This is a genomic window from Methylomonas rapida, from assembly GCF_024360925.2.
GTDB lineage: Bacteria > Pseudomonadota > Gammaproteobacteria > Methylococcales > Methylomonadaceae > Methylomonas > Methylomonas rapida.
The window spans coordinates 2,795,523-2,819,076 of record NZ_CP113517.1 but is presented as its reverse complement, the minus strand read 5'-3'; the positions used below and the strand labels follow the sequence as shown (position 1 = coordinate 2,819,076).

Sequence of the window (23,554 nt, the reverse complement as noted above, 5' to 3'; positions counted from 1 at the left end):
TTTGAGCTTGCAACGCATTACGGAATCGTTAAACACCCTGTTTGCCTCATATGCCATCGTTTTCTGGAATGATGTAGATGGCGAGTTTTCCGCATCAGTTGGCAACCTTGCCTTGGAAAACGTCAATCTGGTTCGTCTGAATGAGACGCCGGCACTACAAGTCAAAATCGATATTGAACGGCAGCTCGATCAACGCTGGTTGCTTTATAGCCAACAAGTCGAGCCTGATCCACACCACGACTGGCTGTTGGATATTCGGCTTCGTAGTAAATCCTTTAAAGCCGATTCGACATCGATCTTGCTGGATGATTTGGGGTTAGTGTCGCAAAGCCTGCGTGGCTATTTGAAGGAACGAGCCAAATTCTTACGATCCAAAGACCGGGTTGAACGTTTGAAGCGCTTGGTGGTTGCCAGCGATAACGCTGACGATCTTGACCGTAAAATGTTGGCAGTTCTGACTCGCGCAGACCAGCCAGAGTTGTTTTCCATACTCCAGCGCTTGTTTGCTGCGCTGGTGAGTGACGGCAATGTTGATTTGAATGCTCAGCCGAAACTATGGCAAGACATTGTCAGCAATGACTTGAGCGACGCGTTTTGGTTGTTGGCAAAAGCTTTATTCGGCTACACGGAAACCGACCCCAGCTTGCGCGATTTACTGTTCCGCATCCTGGTTACCGATTTTTGCCGGTCGTTGCTATGCGATCCAGCTGAGTCTTTAAAGCATTTTATTCTGCCGGAACGCAATCTGGCCGCCAATGCCTCGGTGTTTACGTCCCGCTGGCGTTCTGATTTAAGCCATTACAGTAGTTACAACCTGATTTCCGCCGCTGTGGAAAGGGATTTGGAGCTTAATCGGATTCTGAGCGGATTTTCTGCGGATGACCTGGTTGAAGTGATGACTTTTGAAGAAGTCGAGCGGCGTATCATCAGCGACTTGAAAGATAGGGTTCTCGGCGGCGCCGGCGCTATGATGGAGTCGGTGTTTACCTTGATTGGCCGTCGCCGGGAAGGTCATTGGGCTAATTCTATTCTGGCCAATGCGAATGACGTGAGTCGAGCATTGGCGGCCAGTTATGATGCTTTGGAAGCGGGTACGCAATTTCTAAGCCTTAAGGCGCAGTATCCGGATGGTTTTAGTTTCGCTTCCGCCGAGGCAGGGTTTTCCGCATATCAAGCTGAGCTATTTCGTTTCGATCAACTGTATCGGCATTTCAATCGCGCGGCGGAATACGTCGAACCGATGGGCTGGGCGGTTTTACATGAATTACGACAACGGATTGAAGCCAATTATTCCGGCTGGTTTATTCCTCAGCTGAGTTCGGCATGGGATAGCGTATTGGAGGGCGAAGCCGGTTTGCTGTCCACCTGGCGACTACCGGCTGTTATTAATCAGCAAGACTTTTTCGCCAAGGTTGTCAGCCCGTTATCGGATGGCGGTGCCAAACGGATGTTTGTGGTGATTTCCGATGCCTTCCGCTATGAAGTTGCTGAGGAATTGGTTCAGGTCATTAACAGTAAAAGCCGACTCAAAGCTAACCTTTCCAGCCTATTAGGCGTTTTGCCGAGCTATACCGGCTTAGGTATGGCGGCTTTGCTACCTCATCAAACACTGTCTTACAAAACCAATGCGAATCTGGATCTTGTCGCCGATGGCAAGCCGGTATCGTCAATAGAACAACGTAGCGGGCATTTAGCGGCTTATGCCGGCGTCGCCATTAAAGCCGAAGACTTGCTGGTGATGGGCAAAGATAAGGGCCGGGAGTTCGTAAAGGATCGGCAACTGATCTACATCTACCATGATCGTATCGATCTGATTGGCGATAAGCAATCATCCGAGAGCAAAACCTTTGAAGCGGCCGCCGATACGGTCACCGAACTTGCGCAGTTAGTCAGTTTTATTGTGAACAGCCTGAATGGCTCGAATGTGCTGGTAACGGCGGACCACGGCTTTATGTATCAGGAATCCGCGCTGGAAGAAGCGGATAAATCCGTACTAAGCGATAAACCGGAAGGGACTTTACGGGCGAAAAAGCGTTATATGCTAGGCCATAATCTTGGTAGTACCAACAAGGCTTGGTCCGGAAATACGGCGTTGACGGCAGGTACCGAACGGGAGGGTAGTCTCGATTTTTGGGTGCCGAAGGGAGCCAGTCGTTTCCATTTTGCCGGTGGGGCACGATTTGTTCATGGTAGTGCTATGCCTCAAGAAGTCGTGGTTCCCGTGATAGCCATTCGCGAAAGCGAGTCGGAAGCGACCAAAACCAAGACAGTCAGCATCAGCTTGTTGGGCGCTTCCAATAAGGTTGTCACCAATACCCAGCGGTTTGAGTTTATTCAGAATGAGGCGGTTTCTGAACGGGTGTTAGCGCGGTCGGTGGTGATTTCACTGCGCGACGGCGATAAGTCCATCAGTAACGAACAGACCGTTACTTTTGATAGTAGCTCGCAACTGCTGGATGAGCGCAAGCGGTCATTGATGCTGACCGTGTTGTCAGGCGCATATAATCGCAACAAAGATTACTTCCTAGTTGCTCGCGATGCTACGACGAAAGTGGAGGTATTGAGAGTGCCGCTAAAAGTTGATTTGGCCTTTAGCAACGATTTCTAGGATAGCCGATGAACGAAACTGTAAATCCCGTCGACATGGATACCAGCCTAGATAAGCTGCTAAACCAGCACTTTGCCGGCAAGGTGGTCCGCAAAGACTTAACCAAACTGATCAAAGAAGGCGCGAACGTACCGGTCTATGTGTTGGAATATTTGCTGGGCATGTACTGCGCGAGTGACGACGATGAGACGATTCAGGCCGGTTTAAAAAACGTCAAACGTATCTTGGCGGAAAACTATGTGCGTCCTGACGAAGCCGAAAAGGTGAAGTCGAAGATAAGGGAAAGCAGCACCTACAAGGTTATCGATAAAGTCACGGTCAAGCTCAACGAAAAGCGGGATGTTTATGAGGCATTGCTGGCAAACCTTGGCGTAAAAAATGCGGAAATCTCGGATCGCTTTGTCCGTGATTTTGAGAAGTTATTGGTGGGCGGTATTTGGTGTATTGTCACCGTGCGTTACCAGTTCGAGGAAAATCAGAAGGGCTCACCGTTCATCGTCACGGAATTAAAGCCCATCCAGATGCCCAATATGGACATGCAGGAATTGTTCGAAAGCCGGAAGCTGTTTTCCCATGAGCAATGGATAGACGCACTACTGCGTTCCACGGGGATGGAACCTTCCTGTTTTAAGGAACGGGCGAAGTGGCACTTATTGGCAAGGATGATTCCGTTAGTCGAAAACAATTACAACTACTGCGAACTGGGGCCGCGTGGCACCGGTAAAAGCCACATCTACAAAGAGATCAGCCCGAATAGCATCCTAGTGTCCGGTGGGCAAACCACGGTAGCCAACTTGTTCTACAACATGAGCGCTCGCAAGGTCGGGTTGGTGGGCTTATGGGATGTCGTGGCGTTCGATGAAGTCGCCGGCATCAATTTTAAAGACAAGGACGGCATCCAGATCATGAAGGATTACATGGCCTCGGGCTCCTTCAGCCGTGGTCGGGAATCGATCAATGCCAATGCGTCCATGGTGTTTATCGGTAACATCAATCAAAGTGTCGAGTCCCTGGTCAAAACATCACATCTGTTGGCCCCGTTTCCGGAAGTGATGATCGATTCTGCATTCTTTGACCGGTTCCACGCCTATGTGCCGGGTTGGGAAATTCCCAAAATGCGGCCTGAGTTCTTTACCAACCAGTACGGCATGATCGTCGACTATCTGGCCGAGTTTTTGCGGGAAATGCGTAAGCGAAATTTTGCGGACGCAATCGACAAGTGGTTTAAGCTGGGTAACAACCTGAATCAGCGGGATACGATTGCAGTACGGCGCACGACATCAGGCTTATTGAAGTTGCTTTGCCCGAACGGCGATTACGATAAAGAGATCGTTCGCAAGTGCCTAGAATATGCCTTGGAAACACGGCGGCGGGTCAAAGAGCAACTGAAAAAAATCGGCGGCATGGAGTTTTACGATGTGCATTTCAGTTACATCGATCTTGAAGAGGCTCAGGAACGTTTTATTACCGTGCCGGAACAATCCAGTGGCGCACTGATTCCGGAAGGCCGCTTGCAACCTGGCACCCTACATACCATCAGCATGGGTTCGTCTGAAATGCCAGGCACTTATCGCCTGGAAATACAATCGATCAACGGCAACGGCAAGATCAACGTCTCAGGTCTTGCGCCACGGGAATCGGTCAAAGTGGCCTTCGATTACTTCAAAGCCAATGCGTCGAGAGTGAGTGCTTCCATAAAAAGTGGCGAGCATGACTTTCACTTACACCTTGTCGAACTCCAAAATACCGGTACGCCGGATGCATTAACCCTTGCCGGCTTTATAGCGCTGTGCTCCGCTGCATTAGTTAAGCCCATGCAATCACAGATGGTCGTTATGGGCGATATGAGTTTGGGCGGCACTATTGTCCAGGTCAGAAATCTCGCAGAGAGCCTTCAGGTCGCTTTCGATGCAGGTGCAAAACGCATTTTGCTACCGATGTCGAGCGTAACAGATATTCCGACCGTGCCGGGTGAGTTGTTTGCCAAATTCCAAACCAGTTTTTACTCTGACCCTGTTGATGCGGTTTTTAAGGCGCTGGGGGTTGAATAATGGAGTTTACTGCGCAATGGAAGGTTTATATTGAGTGTCAGGCCGCATGAGTAAAACATCCCATGTTTAGGATTCTTATTGATACCTGCGTATGGCTCGACCTCGCCAAAGATTACCAGCAGCAAGCTATTCTGAACGCTCTCGAAGAACTGGTTCGGCAGGGAGATATAGCATTGATCCTTCGCCGCACAGTCGTTGATGAATTCGACCGCAACAAAGCTCGGGTCATCGAAGAGAGCAGTCGCAGTCTGTCGAGTACCCTGAAGCGTACTAAGGAGGTCGTGGAAAAGTTTGGCGAACCAGAGCTAAAGCTGACTGTCCTAAACCAGCTCAACGAAGTTGATCACCGGCTTCCAACTTTGGGTGATGCCGCAGTTGGCACTGTCGGTCGCATTGAGAAGCTATTCGAGCGTACGCCCATTATTGAAATTTCAGATGCGGTGAAGCTACGCGCGGCATAACGTGCAATTGATAAACGCGCACCGTTCCATAGACAACGCAATGGCATTGATGATGCCATTTTAATTGAGCTATACGCAGATGAGATTGGTACAAAAACAACGGTTAAAAGCCGGTTTGCTTTTATTTCCCATAACACGAAGGATTTTAGCCATCCGAGCGCAACGAACAAGCAACCACATCCGGACATTGCATCCTTATTTTCGCGAGTAAAGTCGCTCTATTTTATTACTCTTGGCGAGGCTCTACGTCGCATCCAGCCAGCACAATTTGCCGATTTGATGATTGAGCAAGAATGGGTTGAAGAGCCTAGGCGGCTGACGGAAATCACTGATGTAATCGACGAACTTATTAATAAGGTTTGGTGGAACCGCCACCAGAATTGGCTGTATCGTCTGGAAACTGGGGAAGACGAATTGACAGAGGGGCAAAAACCTATCCTGGAAAAGGCGAAGCAGGCAGCGGAACGGATAGAACGCAAGTATGGCAGGGAAAATCTGGGCTGGGATGACTTCGAATGGGGAATGCTTAATGGCAAACTGTCTGCCCTACGTTGGGTTCTTGGCGAGGATTGGGACATGCTGGATACCTGAGGTCGATGGCAATTCGAACTCCCATTTCCGGATTAGCTAATCAGCAAGCTTCTGACACATCCAAAGCAAAGTAGCCGAGATGAAAAACTAAGCGCACGAAGCACGTCATGCACTGCAAACTTTGAAGTCAATTTAACAACAAATTTTTATTTAAATTACCAAACATGATTAGAGTTTTCTTTTCCTATTCGCACGCTGACGAAAACTACCGCAACGAACTCGAAAAACATTTGATGAGCCTTAAGCATCAAGGAATTATAGAATCGTGGCATGACCGACGCATTGTTGCGGGAGAAGAATGGGCGAACCGCATTGACGATGAGCTGCGCAAAGCAGACATCATACTTTTGTTGGTGAGCTCAGATTTCATTGCCTCACGTTATTGCTACGAGTTGGAAATGACTGAAGCACTCGCTCGCCATGATCGTCGCGAGGCTGTAGTCATTCCGGTCATTCTTCGCCCATGCCACTGGACAGGCCTTCCCTTTGGCAAATTACAAGCAGCTACCAGAGACGGTAGGCCAGTTGAAAAATATCCAAGTTTGGATGATGCATTCCTTGAAATTACGCAGGGCATTGAAGCCATCGCAAAGCGAATTTCTACATCTAGCAATTCATCGCCTGCAATGCCTGCAGCTGCTGATATCTTGTTTGGGAAAGCGGCAATAGCTACGCCCGCGACATTCAGATCAGAGTTGCCTCGCTCAAGTAATCTAGCCATATCAAAAACCTTTTCCGATCACGATCGAGACACTTTTGTTACAGATGCTTTCCATTACATGGCTAGTTTTTTTGAGAACTCGCTTAAAGAAATCCAAGATCGTAATCCAGAAATCAATATACGTTTCCAAAAAGTAGATGCTCGATCATTCGAGGCCATAATCTACCGCAATGGAAAACAAATATCTAAATGTGGTATTTGGCTCGGCGCTCCGTTTGGTTCAAGCGGATTATCGTCGATAATTTATAGCTATGCGGGACTTGGACAAGGAAATAGTTTTAACGAAAGTATGAGCGTGAAGGATACCGGCAACATGCTTGGATTGGAGCCAATGGGAATGGGAATATCGAATTTACAACGTGCCGACAAAGGTCCACTTACACACCAAGGAGCTGCCGAATACTACTGGTCTATGTTCTTCGAACCCGTAAAACGAGGATAAAAAAGCGTCACCTTTGAGTTATCCAATAAAATATTTAGCTTGTTTTTGGCTTCCCAAAATAGGCTGTTTTTTACCGTGATCAATCGGTTTAGACGTCAATAACATCTCCTGGAAGCACACCAGGAAGATTCGTAATACCCAGCAAAAGGCAAGGTTAGTGAAATTCATCCATGCGGCAGACATACACCTGGACAGCCCCTTAACCGGATTGAGCGCTTACGCCGATGCCCCGGTGGAAATGCTGCGCACAGCAACGCGCGATGCTTTTTCCAACCTGGTGACCGAAGCGATTGAGCAAGCGGTTGACTTCATGGTGATTGCCGGCGACCTCTATGATGGCACCTGGAAGGATCACAACACCGGCATTTATTTCTGTAAAGAAATGGGGCGCCTGAAAAAAGCCGGCATTCCGGTGTATCTGCTGTTCGGCAACCACGATGCCGAAAGTGAGATGACCAAGAAACTGCAACTGCCTGACAACGTCTTTGCCTTCGACACCCGAAAACCCAACACGTTTCGTCTGGATAACCTAAAGGTTGCCCTACATGGCCGCAGCTTTAGGGAAAAAGAGACTTTAGAAAACCTCGTCACAGGCTATCCAGCCCCGGTACCAGGCATGTTCAATATTGGCGTGCTACACACCGCGCTGGAGGGCAACGCAGCGCATGCCACCTATGCCCCATGCTGTTTGGATGAACTGCATGCCAAGGGCTACCACTACTGGGCACTGGGTCATGTACATGAATATCAAATATGGGAAGGTGCTTCGACAGTGGTTTTCCCTGGCAATCTTCAAGGTCGTCATATCCGGGAGACCGGACCACGTGGCGCCGTGATGGTGACGGCAGACGAGCAGGGCATTCAGGACATTCAGCGTCTGTTCGTCGATGTTCTGCGCTGGGCCAGTCTGGAAGTCGATGTCACCGAGTGCAAAACGCTATCGGAAGTAGTGTCCAGGATAGGCAAAGCGCTCGACGAACTGGTAGAAAGCAGCCCGTCGACCATCCCTATAGCTGTTAGGATCACCGTCACCGGCAAAACAGCCGCGCACGGTGATCTTTTCGGACTGGAGTCGCAACTGCGCGCCGAAGTCTTGGCCTTGGCTGTCGCCATGGGGGGGGAGCGACTTTGGATTGAAAAGGTGAGGGTGGCCACTTCGGCGGCAGATGACGGCGAGGCGCTGCGAGCACGAGCCGATGCCTTATCCGATTTACAGGACCTGCTTCAGGCCGCTGAATCAGATGCAGACTTTCTTAACAGCTTGCAAGATGATCTGTTGAGCTTAGTCAACAAGGCGCCCCTGGAATTACAAACTAGCGTCCCTTACTTTAAAGCCATCCGCTCAGGCGAGTTAGTGGATTTGGTTCGTGAAGTCCGTCCGGGCCTGTTGTCTCATTTAGCCAAGGTGGAGTGAACTGACGATGCGATTCCACCGCTTGGACCTGATCAAATATGGCAAATTCTCTGACCGCTCGGTTGTGTTTCCCGTGGCCAAACAGGACTTTCATCTGATTGTCGGGCCCAACGAGGCCGGCAAGTCCACCTTGCGGGCCGCCATTGTTGATTTATTGTTCGGTATCCCGCCGCGTTCCGTTCATAGCTTTCTGCACCCGCTTAACGAATTGCGCTTAGGGGCTTACATTGGCAATGCCGCAGACACGCTTGAATTTCAGCGCGCTAAAGCGCAAAAACATACCCTGCGCTCGCCAGTGGATGCTATCTTGTCGGATTCCGCGCTGACACCGTTCCTTGGGACTGCGGATAGAAGTTTCTTTGACCAAATGTTCGGTCTTGACCATACCCGCTTGGTGTCCGGCGGTAATAGCATCCTCAATGCCGAGAACGACGTGGGTCAGATACTGTTTCAATCGGCCGCCGGCGTTGCCAGCCTGGGCAAAATCCGTGATGCGTTAGTCGCCGAGGCGGATAAGCTTTGGGCTCCCCGAAAATCCAATGAGCGGGCCTATTACATCGCTTCAGATCAGCTCGATAAGGCGACCAACGCGTTAAAAGAAGCCACTGTTCGCACTAAAGTCTGGGTGGACGCCAATAGTAAAGTCGAATCTCTGCACGAAGCGCTCAGTCATGAGCGAAAACGTCATCAGCAACGCCAAAGCGAGCGCAACAGCCTGGAACGCATCCGCAGGCTAGCCCCATTTCTGATAACGCTTAGGGAAAACGAACAGAAACTGGCTGAACTGGGCGAGGTGATAGAACTGCCGGCAGAGGCCGCGGCCACTCTCGCAAGCGCAGAACGCGAGCTGGCTATCGCCCTTGAGCGCCTGGAGCTGCGCAATGGCGAGGCTGAAAACCTCACGGAAGCGCTATCACACATCGAATTAGACGAAGCCGTACTTGAACTGGCTGCCGACATAACCAAACTGGATAACCTTCGCCTGCAATACAGCGCCTATGAAGGCGATATCGTCCAACGAAAAAAGGAAATAGCCGCACTTTGGCAAGCGGTTGGTCAAGCCTGTATTCAGCTGGGTTGGGCCCAAGACTCTGAAAGCGCAATTGCCCAGCGCCTACCCACACTGCTGATACGCCGGGAACTCAGGCAACTGGTCCGCGACCGTGGCGGCATTTTTCAGACATTACGGGCAGCAGAACAGGCCGAAAAGACCAAGAATTCTGAAATCAAAACGCTATCAGCTCAACTGGCTGACTTGCAAATGGGTGAGATCAAGCCCGCGCTACGTGCGGCGTTAGCAAACGCCAAATCATTGGGTGACACGGAAATAGCCCTCCAAAAGCTACAATCCACGTTGACCAGGACCAAGTCAGCGTTGGACGGTTTATTGTTGGACTTGGGGCAATGGCGCAAGCCCTTACCTGAGTTAATAGCACTACAGCCGCCTAGCCAAGAAAAACTAACCCGTTTGATGCAAGAGCGGCAGGCCCTTATTGCGGATCGAAAAGCTGACTTACTGCGACTAAAAAATCAAACCGCCGAGGTTGCCCGAATTGAATTGCAAATTGCCCAGTTTAAAGCACTTCATCATCCCACGACACTGGAGGCGGTGATTGAAGCGCGGGCTGAACGAGATGTATTGTGGGGGTCGATAAAAACCGGTGAAATTGATCTGCAGCGAGAGGGAATAGTATTTGAAGAGAAGATGGCCTATGCCGACCAAGTGGCCGATAGACGGCTTGACGATGTCGAAGAAGCAACCGAACTACAAAGCTTGAATCAGCTGCTGGAACGGGAGCAGCAGAGCCTAACGCTGATCGAAGGCCAATGTTCGCAATTGGAAGCAGAGCTTCACTTATTCGATGACCAATGGGCACAAGAGGCAGTCAGCATGGATTTGGCCGGCATGAACTTAGAAGACATGGGTGCCTGGATGCTTAGGCGGGAGAGGGCGCTGTCTGCTGGCATTACCTATCAAGAAGCACAGAGTGACCTGGAGTCATTGTCTCAATCAATTGCAGCATCCAGATTATCCCTCGCCAAGGCCTTACAAGAAGCCGGGCTGCCTGTGGTCGAGACGGATAGTTTGTCCGTGCTGTGCGTTCATGCGGAACAGCATATCCAAGCCATCGACAGCGCTAAAATTCGGCACGAAACCCTATCGGCTCAATTACTTGCTGCGCAGTCACTGGCCACAACGTTAAAGCAAGTCACTGAGGATGCGAAAGCGGAGGTAAGCCGCTGGTCTGAGGCCTGGTCTACGACGCTCACCAAGACGGGGTTATCCCCTGACAGCGATACTGGCACGGTGGAAGGGGCTCTTGAGCTCATTGAGCAAATCGCCGAAAAATTAGACAAGATGCGGCAGATTCAAGTCGAGCGTATCGACACCATGAACGCTGATCTGAAGACGTTTTCTATTGAAGCGAATCGACTTGCGCAAATCGTTGCTGCTGAGCTCAAAGATCAGCCGGCCGAGCAAATTGCTCTGACATTAGCCCATCGTTTAGATCGAGCCCGCGAGTCTTTTGCGGAAAGCAGTCGGCTTAAAGAAGCCCTGCGTATTGCAAACAGCCAGGTATTGGAAGCCAAGGAATCCAGTCAAACCGCCATGGCGAGTTTGAAACCCTTATTGGAAAAAGCAGGCGTCGACACCACGACTTTGTTGAATGAAGCAATTGGTCGATCTGACGAGCAGCGTCGCCTAAATGCCGAGCTGGCAGAGGCTAATACTACTCTTCTCAATGGGGGAGATGGCCTAACGCGGAGGCAAATCGAAGCGGAGATTGATGCAGCTAACCTAGTTCAGCTGGCTGTTGAACTCGCACACATCAACGATGAAATTGCTGATGCAGTGCAGCAGCAAACGACGCTTTCGGCTGACCATGCGAATGCCTTACGGGCTTTGTCCGAAATCGGTGGATCAGACGCGGCCACACAGGCGGAGGCCCAACGCCAAGAAGCACTTGCGCAAATGTCGGATGCCGCCGAACGTTATGTAAAAGTTTTTACCGCCGGGCGTTTGTTGCGTTGGTCAATTGACCGCTATCGAGAAGAGAAGCAGGGGCCACTGTTACAACGCGCGGGTACGATCTTTTCGACATTAACGTCCGGATCGTTTAGTAAGCTGATTGTGGATTTTGAACGGGAACCGATGGTGTTGGAAGGGCTACGTTCCGATGGCAAGCTAGTCGGTATTTCGGGTATGAGCGACGGCACACGAGATCAGCTTTATTTGGCACTGCGACTGGCGGCCCTGGAAATGCACCTGGAACAGGCCATGCCGTTGCCATTCGTCGCCGACGATCTATTTATCAACTACGATGATGTCCGCTCAAAAGCGGGGTTTGAGGCCCTTAAGGCATTGTCCGAACAGACTCAAGTCATCTTCCTGAGCCACCATGACCATCTGATTCCAACGGTGCAAGCGGTGTTTGGCAAGCATGTAAATATTGTGCTCTTGTGAATGGTATGAAAAAAACTAAACAAGTTTGGCATAACGGCCCGGAATGTGGCTGTACCTGCTCCAGTGTTTTTATTCCAGTGGTTTGTAAAGTCACGATCATGTCCTCATGATCCCAACTTTCAATCCTTCAGACTCATATCACATTGGAATGACGGCCCTCTCTTCAGGCTCATGTGTCATTGGACAAGGCTGGCGGTATCAAATCATTGTGGATACTGATATTATCAATGCAGGAGATTCTTATGCCAGCGCTAGACCAAATTGTTGTTGATGACCTATCCGAACGTCTCAAGACCTTCTTGAAGAGCCTAGGCGGATATGGTGAGCCCCAGTTCTTGAACTCCGGGGGATCTGCTGCAGTCTTCGAGGTGGAGTGTGAGATGGGGCTACGGGCTTTCAAAGCCTTCAACCCGCAATTCCTTAATGGACCTGGAGGAGCGGCTGAGCGTCGCCGTCTTGAGATTCAGCGCCGCTTAATTGGCCATCAATGCCCATCTTTAGTAAAAGCATACCGAGTTGAGGAGGCCGTAGGGACGGCCTTTCTGGAGATGGAGTTTGTCCCCTGGCCCCAGCTGGCTTTGATGCTTCCGTCCATTCCCGACGAATCGGTTATTCCGCTGATTACCCAGCTTGTAGATGCAGTCAAATTCTTGGATGCAAACAATATCGTTCACCGCGATATCAAACCAGAGAACATTCATGTCTCCCCTGACTTTGCCAACCTCAAGCTCCTTGATTTGGGTGTGGCACGTGAACTTGAAATTCTAGATGATGAAGAGGCTTCAGCTACTGATCATGGGGCACTTCGTCCATTCCTCGCTACAGCGCAATATAGTTCTCCAGAATATCTCTTTCGATTAGATGAACCTTCTCTCAAATTATGGAAAGGCCTTAATTTTTACCAACTAGGTGCGGTATTACACGACCTAATAATGAAACAGCCTATTTTCCAACACGAGGTAAGCCTTGGTAATCGCTGGCTAGTCGCCAAGGCTGTGCTAACTAAGGTCCCTAGTTTTGCTGAAGGTACCCCCGAACGGCTAGCCAAACTGAAAGCTCTTTCCGCACGTTGTTTGGTTAAGGACCTAGATACACGTTTGCAATTTGTTGGATGGGAAGACTTTATATTGGAAGGGGCTAAAGATCCTCTAACTAATCTTCGTGCTCGATTGACAAAAGGACGGCTAAGCGCCAGCGGGCATTCAAATGAGGCAGCTGCATCAAGGCTCGAATTCGAGCGAAATGAATGTTTTAGAACTTTTATTGATAGAGTACGTTCTGAGTTGCTTCCAACCTGTGGTACGAACCTTCCTCTTTCCGTAAAACCGTCAGTACCCGGGGAAACTCCGCACGCTCGGTTCTCATTAACAGTTGATAAGCAATTGTCTATCGATTGCACTCTACACTTTGCTTGGCAAGAGCAACTATACGAACGGGTCGCAAATATTCAGTTAGATGCAAGATTGGTTTGTAATGGTTTCGACGAGCATACTGGCGTGCTCAATTCAAAGACTATCTCAGTCTTAACAATTTCCGAAAACGAAGCTGAGTCGGCAATTGGTGTCGCTAATGCAATCGCAGACGTCGCAGTAAACGCATTGGACTTAATAGAGGCTACCGAGGACCACACAAAACTACACGGCACTGATTTGCAGCTACAAAAATAAACTGGAGAAAAAATGAATAAGGGATGGTTCCGTTCACAGAAAGAGCTTGATGAAGATCAGAAAGCATTTATTCGATTGCCTGCGCATGGTCGCCATTCGCTCGTCGGCCCCCCTGGATCAGGAAAGACAAATCTCCTCCTCTTACGAGCCCAGTTTCTGGCTGGTTCAGGCGAGAAAAACATTCTCATTGTGACATACACCAAGGCTTTGGCTGATTTTATTCGTTCAGGTATTGGAGTCACCGGATTGATTTCTCCAAATCAAATTCGCACTTACCATTCATGGGCAACTGACCACATTTTTCAATATCTCGGACTCCGTGCCATACCCAAAGGTGCAGATTTCGACGAGAAAGCTCGTATAGATATCCTCGAAATGGTGAAAGAAGCCAATGCTAAGCTACCAACACCCAAACTATATAGCGCAATATTTGTCGATGAAGCGCAAGATTTGACTATTGATGAGCTAGAAGCGCTTTTGAATTTGAGCGATAACGTGTGTATTTGTGGAGATGCCCGCCAAGGCATTTATAACCGTGATGGCTTGGACATAGCGACAAAGCTAGATCTACAACAACACAGACTGCAACGGCACTTTCGCATCGGCCAAAAAATTGCGCGGGTCGCAGATAGGTTGATGCCAGCCGAAGAGAGCTCTGCGGCACTCGAATCTTCATCAAACTACAACTCAAAAGAGCAAGGCGAATCCAGTGCAAAAATGCATGTTTGTGCAAGTCGTGACGATCAATTCTCAACTATGCAGGACTTTATACGCATTCAATTGGATGCCTTCAAAGACGACACAATAGGGATATTCTGTGGTACCAGGGAAACGTTGGCAGAAATAAGAGAGCGCTTCAACGGAACAGACCTTGAAGATTCAATCGCTGTACATGGCATTGATGAAGACTCTAGCTTTATGGGGGGACGTCCAATACATGCACTTACCATTCACGGCGCAAAAGGTACCGAATTCCGAGCCGTTCATATGTATGGGGTGGAGGATTTGGCAAATTTTCCGCTAAATAGACGACGCCTTGGATTCACAGCCATTACTCGTGCAAAGACCTCATTGAATGCCTACCTAACAGGTGAGACAAATAAACCGCTCGATAATGCATTTGCAGAGCCACGTCATTTTGACCTTGATGATCTTTTGCCAGGTGATGTATGAACAACAACATTCTCCATTGGCAAATATTCCCCCGAGATTTGCTTCCTGAAGTTCTTTTCGGTGTTGAGTCTCACAAGCTAAAGGGGTATCACAACTTAGATATCTATGAGATTAAGAAGGAAAATATTGCCGTCGGTTACCCGGTGACTCGTCAGGGCTCAGATTACGCCCCACCTGGTATATTGGTTTTGGATGAAGAATCTGCGGCAGAAACATTTTCTTGGCTGAGAGTCTACGCCCCTGAGACCTCGCCATTAAGTCAGTTCGCAAGAGTCATCTCAAATGATGATTGGAAAACATTCAACGCGAACAACCACTATAAACAAAAAGTTCTGAGGGAGGATATATGGGCATCCGTAATCGTTGGAGAAGCACTTGCTCAGGGTGAGGCAGATGTAGAATTGGCCTTCCTCCCGCTATCACGCGCTTCTGGTTGTTTCACCACTGCGATTGCCCGCGCCGCATCCATACATGGAACTGATGATGCGACTCGTACATGCGCCAACCGGCTGCGGCAAATTGAAGCCGACCGCCGATTTGTAAAACGTTCCGTTTCTGTAGAAGATCTGCTTCCAATATGGGCTTTGGCGGGAGCTCGTTTTAACGAGCCATTATCGCCGAGTGCTGCTGCTGATTTAGTGCTGGATGCTGCCGCAAAATATATGTCTGATGCTAAGGCTAGTACATTAAATATATTGAGGTCCAGCGAGTATCGCAAACTCGCCAGCGATTCTATCGAAGAACGTGTGCTCGTATTTCAGCGGCTAGTTAACGAGCTTATGCATTCAGCGGTACGCGATCCTCGTAATGGTTTTGCCTCAGCTATAGTTGCCGCCGCCGCCTTCTTAGTCGGTAGAAGTACGACTCATGAATTTCTACTTCGTCGGGTCGGAAGGGCATTTCCTGAAGCTCCTGTGTGGTTTGGTCTAATCGCTGCACTGGCCGGACCTCGAACTTGGGATCCATATTGGGCACGGGCTGTGAAAGGTATTGAACGACAAATTCGCTCTAAGTTTGATTGGGTGGAGTCATCTGGGTTCGACTTGTGCTGGTCAGAGTTCGCTTGGTTTGCAAAAGCGTTTAATACGAGCGAAATTTTTTCTACCCTGCCCAAACTGATGCCGAAGGTGATTTCCGTAGAAATTGTGCCCGGGGCAACTTGCCAATTTCGACTTGCATTGGGCAGCGCGTCAGAATCGGAATCTCGCCCTGTGCATGAAGCAACGGCACGCGAAAGGGAATTGCAGTCCGCTCTAGCCCAATTTATTGGATTGGCTACTAGGACAAGATCGCTTCTAGAGGGCCAAGAAGCTCCAGTGCAGCTATCTCTTGGGTTAGAGGATGGAGGTACCATAAGTGCTAAAGCTACTAGGTCGAAAAAATTCAAGCCTTCTTAGGATGAAGCTTGGTTCAAACTGGGTATAAGTCCCGTGCCCATCAACCTGTTGAACGGCGAACAGGGGGGGGGAGGCGCAGAGGAACGAAAAACCGAGTTAGCGTCTTTTATGACGCGCTTCTTGATTAAACGCGCGGTAAGCGGGTCACCAAGCTGATTTAGTAGTTATTGGAAACTGTTCGAGTGCATCATAGATGCTACTAATGCAGACTAAGAACGTAAGCGCGTAGCGGTACCACGACCCCAGCTCGCTGGCAGGACTTAATCGGCGTTAGCAAACGGCAGCAGTTCGTCGATGCGGCTGTTGGGCCAGGTGGGGAGTTTTTCCAGGGTGTCGCTTAGCCAAGCGGCCGGATCGAGGCCGTTGAGTTTGGCGGTACCGAGCAGGGTTTGAATGACGGCCGCCCGCTGGCCGGCGCGTTCCGAGCCTGCGAACAACCAATTCTTTTTGCCCAGGGCAATGGGTCGAATGCTGTTCTCGACGGGATTGTTGTCGATGGGCAGATCGCCGGTTTCGGCGTAACGCGTCAGCGCGGGCCAGCGCTTCAGACTGTAATCGATGGCTTTGGCGGTTGCGCTGTTGGGCGCCATCAGCAGTCGGGTTTTCTGCAGCCAATCGTGCAGCTCGGTTAAGGCAGGCTGGCTTTTTTCCGCCCGCAGGCGTTGGCGCTCGTCGCTGCTCATGTCTCGCCCCTCGGCTTCAATGGCATACAGGGCGCCGATCCGCTGCAAGGCGGCTTGCGCCACGGGGCTTTGGCTGGCTTGGAACAGGTCGAAGAACTTTCTGCGCGCATGTGTCCAACACGCCAGTTCGATACACGGTTCAAGCAGAAGTCGGGTTTCCGGGTGCGCGCGGGCAGTGGCAAACAAGGCCTTATAGCCGCCATAGTCGTCGACCATCAGGTGACCGTGCCAATCTTGTAGAAACTGTTGCGCATGCCGGCCGCTGCGACCGGCTTGATAGTCGAAGACGATGATCTTGGGGCCCGGTTGCAAGTCGTTGCTGCGGTAGGCCCACAGATAGGCTTTCTTGGTTTTGCCGTTGCCCGGATCGAGTTGTGGCACCGGGGTTTCATCGGCGTGCAAGCTATCGCGTTGCAATAGATGCCAAGTCAGGCGATCGGCCAAGGGCAGCAAGGCCACGCCGATGCGTCCGACCCAATCGGCCAGGGTGGAGCGGGACAGGATCACGCCATTCCTGGCGGCGATTTGTTCCAGTCGGTACAAGGGCAAATGATCCAGGAATTTACTGATCATGACCCAAGTCAGCAAACCGATCGCCGCCATGCCGCCATCGATCACGGCCGGTGGAATCGGTGCCGCCGTGATGGTTTCGCAGGCTCGGCAGGCGTATTGTGGACGGATGTGGCGATGCACGAAAAACTTGGCGGGTTCGACGTCCAGTTGCTCGGTCACGTCTTCGCCGATCTTGACCAAGTCTTTACCGCATTGACCGCAGGTGCAGGATTCGGGTTCGTGACGGTGTTCGATGCGTGGCAGATGTTCAGGCAAAGGTTGACGACCGGCACGGGGGCGTTTGGGCCGAGTGACCGTATCGGATGGGCTGTTGTCCTGTAGTTGCTCGACCTCGGCTTCAATCGCCGACATGTCGGTGTTCCAGGTTTCCTCGAACACATCGCGTTGCAACGGCGCCAGGGCTTCACTCTTGTGGCTGAAGCGGATGCGCTTGTAATACGCCAATTCGTGCGTCAGCGCGGCGATTTTGGCGTCTTTCTTGGCGATGGTTTGCGCATCCTGCGCGGCTTGATCGACCAGCGTCTGAATCATTGCCGTGACGTGGATTTTCGCGGCAGGTTCCAGGTTCAATTGATCGAGTTCGGCCAAGGGATTCATGGGGTTTATTATACCCCATGAACCCCCTGAATGCCTTGATTTTATTGGGTTTTGCCGGATTTTAGAGCCTCTTTTTCAGCCTCATTTTAAACCTGCCATTCGGCTTTGGGGACGGCTGATAACCGCTGCCAGTCGACACCGGCCACTAACCAGTGCCATTGCGCCTGGCTGAGCGCAAACACCGCGTCAGGGGCCTTGGGCCAGACAAAGCTGCCCTGATGCAATCGGCGTTGACACAACCAGACGCCATTGCCATCCCACAGCAGCAAGCGCAAGCGATTACCCGCTCGATTGCGGAAGATGAAAGCCGAGCCGGCGCAAGGTGCATGCCCCAAACTGTGCTGCACGAGGGCCGACAAGCCATCCAGGCCGCGCCGCATGTCCACCGGCGCCACGGCAATCCAAATCTGCGCTGGATAACCGATCAGGCCAGGCATCGCAGCAACTCCGCCACCCAGCGCGCTGATACCGAAGCAGGCAGCGCCAAGCGATGGCCTTGGACATGGGTAAAGAGAATGCCCGCATCGACGGGCTCAGAAGGCGCAACCTGGACGGGTATCAATGCAACCGAATCGGCTTTGGGCAATTTGCGATAGTCGCTCAGTCGCGCCGTGAACGTGCGAACATTGATCTGCTGCGCTGCGCAATACTCGGCTTGCGACAGTCCACTGCGTTGCCACGCTTCAATATGCTGACGCCATTTCGATGTGATGGCCATACCTGCTCCTGTTCAAAAAATCACAGGATGCCGTAGGACGAATGTTTTTCACAGGTGGGACGGCTGGGCGCTTACCTAAGAACTCGAGTGTATTGATAAAAATATGACACGGCAAGAACTCCTACAACGATCAAGTACTTTTTTGGCGCGTTTTGCGCACGAGGTGAAAGTCGCGAACGCCATGGGGCTATTCGACATAAACACCATCGCGGAGGACTTCCTTATCCCGATCTTCTCGATCGCTTTCAACTGCCCTGATCTGTGCAACCAAAACCGCATTCAAATGAACTTCCCAGCCATCGATCTAGGATGCGCAACTAGCAGGACCTCCATTCAAATCACATCCGACTCTTCAAGCAGCAAAATTCGTGAAACTTTGGAAAAATTTGCGTCTCACGGTCTTGGTAGCGATTTTGACAGCCTCTACGTATATGTAATAACGGAGAGACAGAAATCGTATATCTCCCAAAATCTGACGGAAGCCATAAACAAGCTGTCAATTAAGTTTGATACATTGACCAATATTCTGGATTTTCGAGATCTAGCGAAAAAGCTCAGTGAACTCACTAACGAGCAGCTTGAACGCATCAATGAGCATCTTGAAAAGGAGTTCAGGAAGGCGGACGCCGATCTTCAATTCCGCAATAACTTGGATGCATTCTTAGGAGTCAGTCAGCAAAAAATCGAGGATGAGAAGCGAACAAAAAAATACATTCCGTCAGTCTTCGTGGAAACTTCAGAAACGAAGGAAGAGATGAGGTATTTTGCGAACCCGATGTTTTTTTACAGGAAGATCGATGATGATCTACGACGAATTGACCTAGCCTATTTCAATGAGCTTCTAGGTATGGCCAAAATCGAACCCGTTGCAGACAATTTACGCGGAATTACAACTTTGACGGCGCCAAACAACCTGTCTGAGCTTCGGGCACGTTTGGTTCAACAAAGAACTGCGCTTGAAGCTATCCAAGAGCATGTTTCTCCATTCTCTTGGTATGGTGACCGTGCGGAGCGGTTTGCACCTAGCGACTACTTGACCGGCTACTGGGAAGTGTTCCGGCATAGCATCGAATCAAGCGGAAGCGGAGTGTTCCGTTCGCTTGAGAAGGTCTCCAAGAAAATTGGAATTGCCCAAGCTAAGATTTTTTTAGTTACAGGTATGGCGGGACAAGGAAAAACAAACTTCATCTGCGATTTAATCGAAAATCAATTTAGGGCATTTGAGGTTCCCACAATCTTCATCCCTGCTCGCTCATTGAACGACTATCCTCGCCCTAGTCGAATTCTGTCGTACATCAGAAACAATCGGTTTGCTCCAGATGTCTCAAACCTCCACGACCTTCTCACATTGCTAAACAATGTTGCCGAGGAATGCCAAAAACCGTTTGTAATAGCCATCGATGGAATAAACGAAGTTGGTGACCTTGATGGGTTTGTTGCCGAACTACGAGTTTTCCTTGAAGCCTTGTGTCAGTACGATTTCGTAAAGATTGTCATAACCTGTCGGAGCGAATTTTTTGATCACAAATTCGCGGACGTATTTGAACGTCAATTCTCCGATCATCTGTATCGTGTGAAAGACCTTCGCAACGAGATGTCAGAAGACAATAAATCTCGGCTACTAAGCTCTTACCTTCGTCATTTTAAAATCAAAGCCAATTTTTCAAAACGCTCAACGGAGTTCTTAGAAAACGATCTCATCCTACTGCGAATTTTCTCCGAAATCCATGAAGATAAAGATATTGGATATGTGCCAGATATATACAAAGGAGATATTTTCGAAAAATATCTGGTTATGAAAGTCGAGGGGTTTCCAACATATTTGAGGCAGAAGGCTTTAAAGTCACTTTACAAAATTTGCTCCCAAATGTTGGCTGACGAGAATTTTTCTCTCATATCCGTTGAGGGTTTTGATGACACAGAGCGACAAATTATTGAACGGTTGATAGGTGAGGATATCATACTGCGGAGGGAAGTCCCGTCTGTAGGGCTTGCGTCGTCAGGGCAATCGCGCTTTGTAGCACTTGCACGGGCAAGGGGTTTAGTATAGCGATTTTGCCTAATATCCCAGATGCTCCCAGATCCAACCCCCTATTTTGCTGACCTCACAGACCCGCGGCGAGAGGGCAAAAACAAACTCCACAAACTCACGGATATCGTGATGATCGTCTTATGCGCAGTATTGAGCGGCATCGAGGATTGGGTCGGCATGGAAGAGTTTGCCGAAGAAAAAGAAGATTGGCTGCGGACCTTTTTGGAATTACCGAATGGAATTCCCTCGCACGATACCCTGAGTAATGTCTTGGGCCGCCTGAATCCCCAAGCGTTTGCCGAGACCTTTCAACGTTGGGTGCAGGCGGCATTGCCAAGCCTTTCAGGACAGCAAGTCTGTTTGGACGGCAAGACCTTGCGCGGCAGCCGCGAAGGGGATAAGGCCGTGCATTTGATGAGCGCCTTTGCGGCTGAAGCGCGTTGGGTGTTGGCGCAACAGGCGGTGGATGAGAAGACTAACGAAATCAAGGCGATCCCCGATTTATTGTCGATGTTGGACATCAAAGGAGCTCTGATCTCGATCGATGCCATGGGTTGTCAAAAAGCCATTGCGAAAACCATCGTTACGGCGCAAGCGGATTACGTGTTGGCACTGAAGGATAATCATCCGAACCTTTGCGAGGATGTCAGGTTGTGGCTGGATACTGAAAATGCCAACGACCGCTTACCGGTCTACGAAACCATCGACAAAGATCACGGTCGCCTGGAAATACGCCGTTACAGCTTGAGTAGCGAGATTGCTTGGTTGACGCAAAAACCTGACTGGGCCGGGCTACAAGCCATTGGTCGGGTTGAATCGATTCGCACCCTCGGTGACAAGACCTCGGTTGAGTGTCGCTACTATTTGTGTTCGTTTACGGATTTGCAGCGCTTTGCCGAAGGGGTACGGCAGCATTGGGCGATAGAAAATTCCCAGCACTGGGTGCTGGATGTGCAGTTTGGCGAAGATGCGAATCGCGCCAGAACAGATCATTCCGCCGAAAACTTGGCGTTGATGCGACGGATGGCACTCAATTTACTACGAAATAACGGACCTACTAAAGACAGCTTGAAGCGCCGCAAGTTGCGAGCATGTTTGAACGATAACTATCGCCTGAATCCGTGACTCCACATATTGCCAGACCTTTTATTCGTCATACTCTTCCAAAATTCGCTGAATTTAAAAGTGTGGTCCAGGCAATCGAGTTTAACGGCTAGAAATGCAGCGTATTATCTGGAATATTTTCCCTGCATGATTCAATTTGATGGACTTTAGGCGCAGGGTAAGCGCGTAGCGGTACCACGACCCCAGCTCGCTGGCAGGACTTAATCGGCGTTAGCAAACGGCAGCAGTTCGTCGATGCGGCTGTTGGGCCAGGTGGGGAGTTTTTCCAGGGTGTCGCTTAGCCAAGCGGCCGGATCGAGGCCGTTGAGTTTGGCGGTACCGAGCAGGGTTTGAATGACGGCCGCCCGCTGGCCGGCGCGTTCCGAGCCTGCGAACAACCAATTCTTTTTGCCCAGGGCAATGGGTCGAATGCTGTTCTCGACGGGATTGTTGTCGATGGGCAGATCGCCGGTTTCGGCGTAACGCGTCAGCGCGGGCCAGCGCTTCAGACTGTAATCGATGGCTTTGGCGGTTGCGCTGTTGGGCGCCATCAGCAGTCGGGTTTTCTGCAGCCAATCGTGCAGCTCGGTTAAGGCAGGCTGGCTTTTTTCCGCCCGCAGGCGTTGGCGCTCGTCGCTGCTCATGTCTCGCCCCTCGGCTTCAATGGCATACAGGGCGCCGATCCGCTGCAAGGCGGCTTGCGCCACGGGGCTTTGGCTGGCTTGGAACAGGTCGAAGAACTTTCTGCGCGCATGTGTCCAACACGCCAGTTCGATACACGGTTCAAGCAGAAGTCGGGTTTCCGGGTGCGCGCGGGCAGTGGCAAACAAGGCCTTATAGCCGCCATAGTCGTCGACCATCAGGTGACCGTGCCAATCTTGTAGAAACTGTTGCGCATGCCGGCCGCTGCGACCGGCTTGATAGTCGAAGACGATGATCTTGGGGCCCGGTTGCAAGTCGTTGCTGCGGTAGGCCCACAGATAGGCTTTCTTGGTTTTGCCGTTGCCCGGATCGAGTTGTGGCACCGGGGTTTCATCGGCGTGCAAGCTATCGCGTTGCAATAGATGCCAAGTCAGGCGATCGGCCAAGGGCAGCAAGGCCACGCCGATGCGTCCGACCCAATCGGCCAGGGTGGAGCGGGACAGGATCACGCCATTCCTGGCGGCGATTTGTTCCAGTCGGTACAAGGGCAAATGATCCAGGAATTTACTGATCATGACCCAAGTCAGCAAACCGATCGCCGCCATGCCGCCATCGATCACGGCCGGTGGAATCGGTGCCGCCGTGATGGTTTCGCAGGCTCGGCAGGCGTATTGTGGACGGATGTGGCGATGCACGAAAAACTTGGCGGGTTCGACGTCCAGTTGCTCGGTCACGTCTTCGCCGATCTTGACCAAGTCTTTACCGCATTGACCGCAGGTGCAGGATTCGGGTTCGTGACGGTGTTCGATGCGTGGCAGATGTTCAGGCAAAGGTTGACGACCGGCACGGGGGCGTTTGGGCCGAGTGACCGTATCGGATGGGCTGTTGTCCTGTAGTTGCTCGACCTCGGCTTCAATCGCCGACATGTCGGTGTTCCAGGTTTCCTCGAACACATCGCGTTGCAACGGCGCCAGGGCTTCACTCTTGTGGCTGAAGCGGATGCGCTTGTAATACGCCAATTCGTGCGTCAGCGCGGCGATTTTGGCGTCTTTCTTGGCGATGGTTTGCGCATCCTGCGCGGCTTGATCGACCAGCGTCTGAATCATTGCCGTGACGTGGATTTTCGCGGCAGGTTCCAGGTTCAATTGATCGAGTTCGGCCAAGGGATTCATGGGGTTTATTATACCCCATGAACCCCCTGAATGCCTTGATTT

The 23,554-nt window shown here is 50.7% G+C and carries 16 protein-coding genes; 12 read left to right on the top strand and 4 right to left on the bottom strand.

The features are described 5' to 3' along the window. Position 1 precedes the first annotated feature (1 nt). From pglZ to NM686_RS13160, 10 genes are all read left to right on the top strand, one after another. A complete protein-coding gene (gene pglZ, locus NM686_RS13205) occupies positions 2–2,608 on the top strand; it encodes a BREX-1 system phosphatase PglZ type A (protein ID WP_255188309.1) in 2,607 nt (868 codons plus the stop codon). Between the two features lie 8 nt (positions 2,609–2,616). Beyond that, the gene (gene brxL, locus NM686_RS13200; RefSeq protein WP_255188308.1) at positions 2,617–4,659 is read left to right on the top strand and encodes a protease Lon-related BREX system protein BrxL; all 2,043 of its coding nucleotides are present in this window, start codon (positions 2,617–2,619) and stop codon (positions 4,657–4,659) included. Positions 4,660–4,721: 62 nt separating this feature from the next. After that, complete coding sequence (locus tag NM686_RS13195) at positions 4,722–5,120, top strand: PIN domain-containing protein (protein ID WP_255188307.1); 399 nt, start codon at positions 4,722–4,724, stop codon at positions 5,118–5,120. Between the two features lie 279 nt (positions 5,121–5,399). Continuing rightward, positions 5,400–5,711 carry a hypothetical protein gene (locus tag NM686_RS13190; RefSeq protein WP_255188306.1) on the top strand — a complete coding sequence of 104 codons (312 nt, stop codon included), beginning with the start codon at positions 5,400–5,402 and terminating at the stop codon, positions 5,709–5,711. Between the two features lie 164 nt (positions 5,712–5,875). Then, positions 5,876–6,874: a toll/interleukin-1 receptor domain-containing protein gene (locus tag NM686_RS13185; protein WP_255188305.1), complete on the top strand. Its 999-nt coding sequence runs from the start codon at positions 5,876–5,878 to the stop codon at positions 6,872–6,874. 157 nt (positions 6,875–7,031) lie between these two features. Beyond that, positions 7,032–8,288: a metallophosphoesterase family protein gene (locus tag NM686_RS13180; protein WP_255188304.1), complete on the top strand. Its 1,257-nt coding sequence runs from the start codon at positions 7,032–7,034 to the stop codon at positions 8,286–8,288. A 7-nt stretch (positions 8,289–8,295) separates the two neighbouring features. Next, positions 8,296–11,754, top strand: a complete 3,459-nt coding sequence (locus tag NM686_RS13175; protein ID WP_255188303.1) for a YhaN family protein — start codon at positions 8,296–8,298, stop codon at positions 11,752–11,754. A gap of 242 nt (positions 11,755–11,996) precedes the next feature. Beyond that, positions 11,997–13,421: a protein kinase domain-containing protein gene (locus tag NM686_RS13170; protein ID WP_255188302.1), complete on the top strand. Its 1,425-nt coding sequence runs from the start codon at positions 11,997–11,999 to the stop codon at positions 13,419–13,421. Positions 13,422–13,433: 12 nt separating this feature from the next. Then, positions 13,434–14,594, top strand: a complete 1,161-nt coding sequence (locus NM686_RS13165; protein WP_255188301.1) for a UvrD-helicase domain-containing protein — start codon at positions 13,434–13,436, stop codon at positions 14,592–14,594. Then, on the top strand, positions 14,591–15,991 hold the full coding sequence (locus tag NM686_RS13160) for a hypothetical protein (protein ID WP_255188300.1): 1,401 nt from the start codon (positions 14,591–14,593) through the stop codon (positions 15,989–15,991). Before NM686_RS13165 ends, NM686_RS13160 begins: the two co-directional genes overlap by 4 nt. A 260-nt stretch (positions 15,992–16,251) precedes the next feature. Here the strand turns inward: NM686_RS13160 and tnpC (NM686_RS13155) are convergent, their stop codons facing one another. From tnpC (NM686_RS13155) to tnpA, 3 genes are all read right to left on the bottom strand, one after another. Next, the gene (gene tnpC / locus NM686_RS13155) at positions 16,252–17,844 is read right to left on the bottom strand and encodes an IS66 family transposase (protein WP_255187172.1); all 1,593 of its coding nucleotides are present in this window, start codon (positions 17,842–17,844) and stop codon (positions 16,252–16,254) included. An 86-nt stretch (positions 17,845–17,930) separates the two neighbouring features. After that, on the bottom strand, positions 17,931–18,281 hold the full coding sequence (tnpB, locus tag NM686_RS13150; protein WP_255187173.1) for an IS66 family insertion sequence element accessory protein TnpB: 351 nt from the start codon (positions 18,279–18,281) through the stop codon (positions 17,931–17,933). Further along, on the bottom strand, positions 18,269–18,562 hold the full coding sequence (gene tnpA, locus NM686_RS13145; RefSeq protein ID WP_255187174.1) for an IS66 family insertion sequence element accessory protein TnpA: 294 nt from the start codon (positions 18,560–18,562) through the stop codon (positions 18,269–18,271). The genes tnpB and tnpA overlap by 13 nt, the downstream gene beginning before the upstream one ends. Positions 18,563–18,665: 103 nt before the next feature. On the opposite strand from tnpA, the gene NM686_RS13140 reads away from it, so the two are divergent. Next, positions 18,666–20,612, top strand: a complete 1,947-nt coding sequence (locus NM686_RS13140) for an SMEK domain-containing protein (RefSeq protein WP_269021792.1) — start codon at positions 18,666–18,668, stop codon at positions 20,610–20,612. A gap of 21 nt (positions 20,613–20,633) precedes the next feature. Then, positions 20,634–21,719 carry an ISAs1 family transposase gene (locus NM686_RS13135; protein ID WP_269021791.1) on the top strand — a complete coding sequence of 362 codons (1,086 nt, stop codon included), beginning with the start codon at positions 20,634–20,636 and terminating at the stop codon, positions 21,717–21,719. 200 nt (positions 21,720–21,919) lie between these two features. On the opposite strand, the gene tnpC (NM686_RS13130) is transcribed toward NM686_RS13135, so the two are convergent. Then, entirely contained in the window at positions 21,920–23,512 is a 1,593-nt protein-coding gene (gene tnpC / locus NM686_RS13130) for an IS66 family transposase (protein WP_255187172.1), read from the bottom strand. Positions 23,513–23,554: the final 42 nt, after the last annotated feature.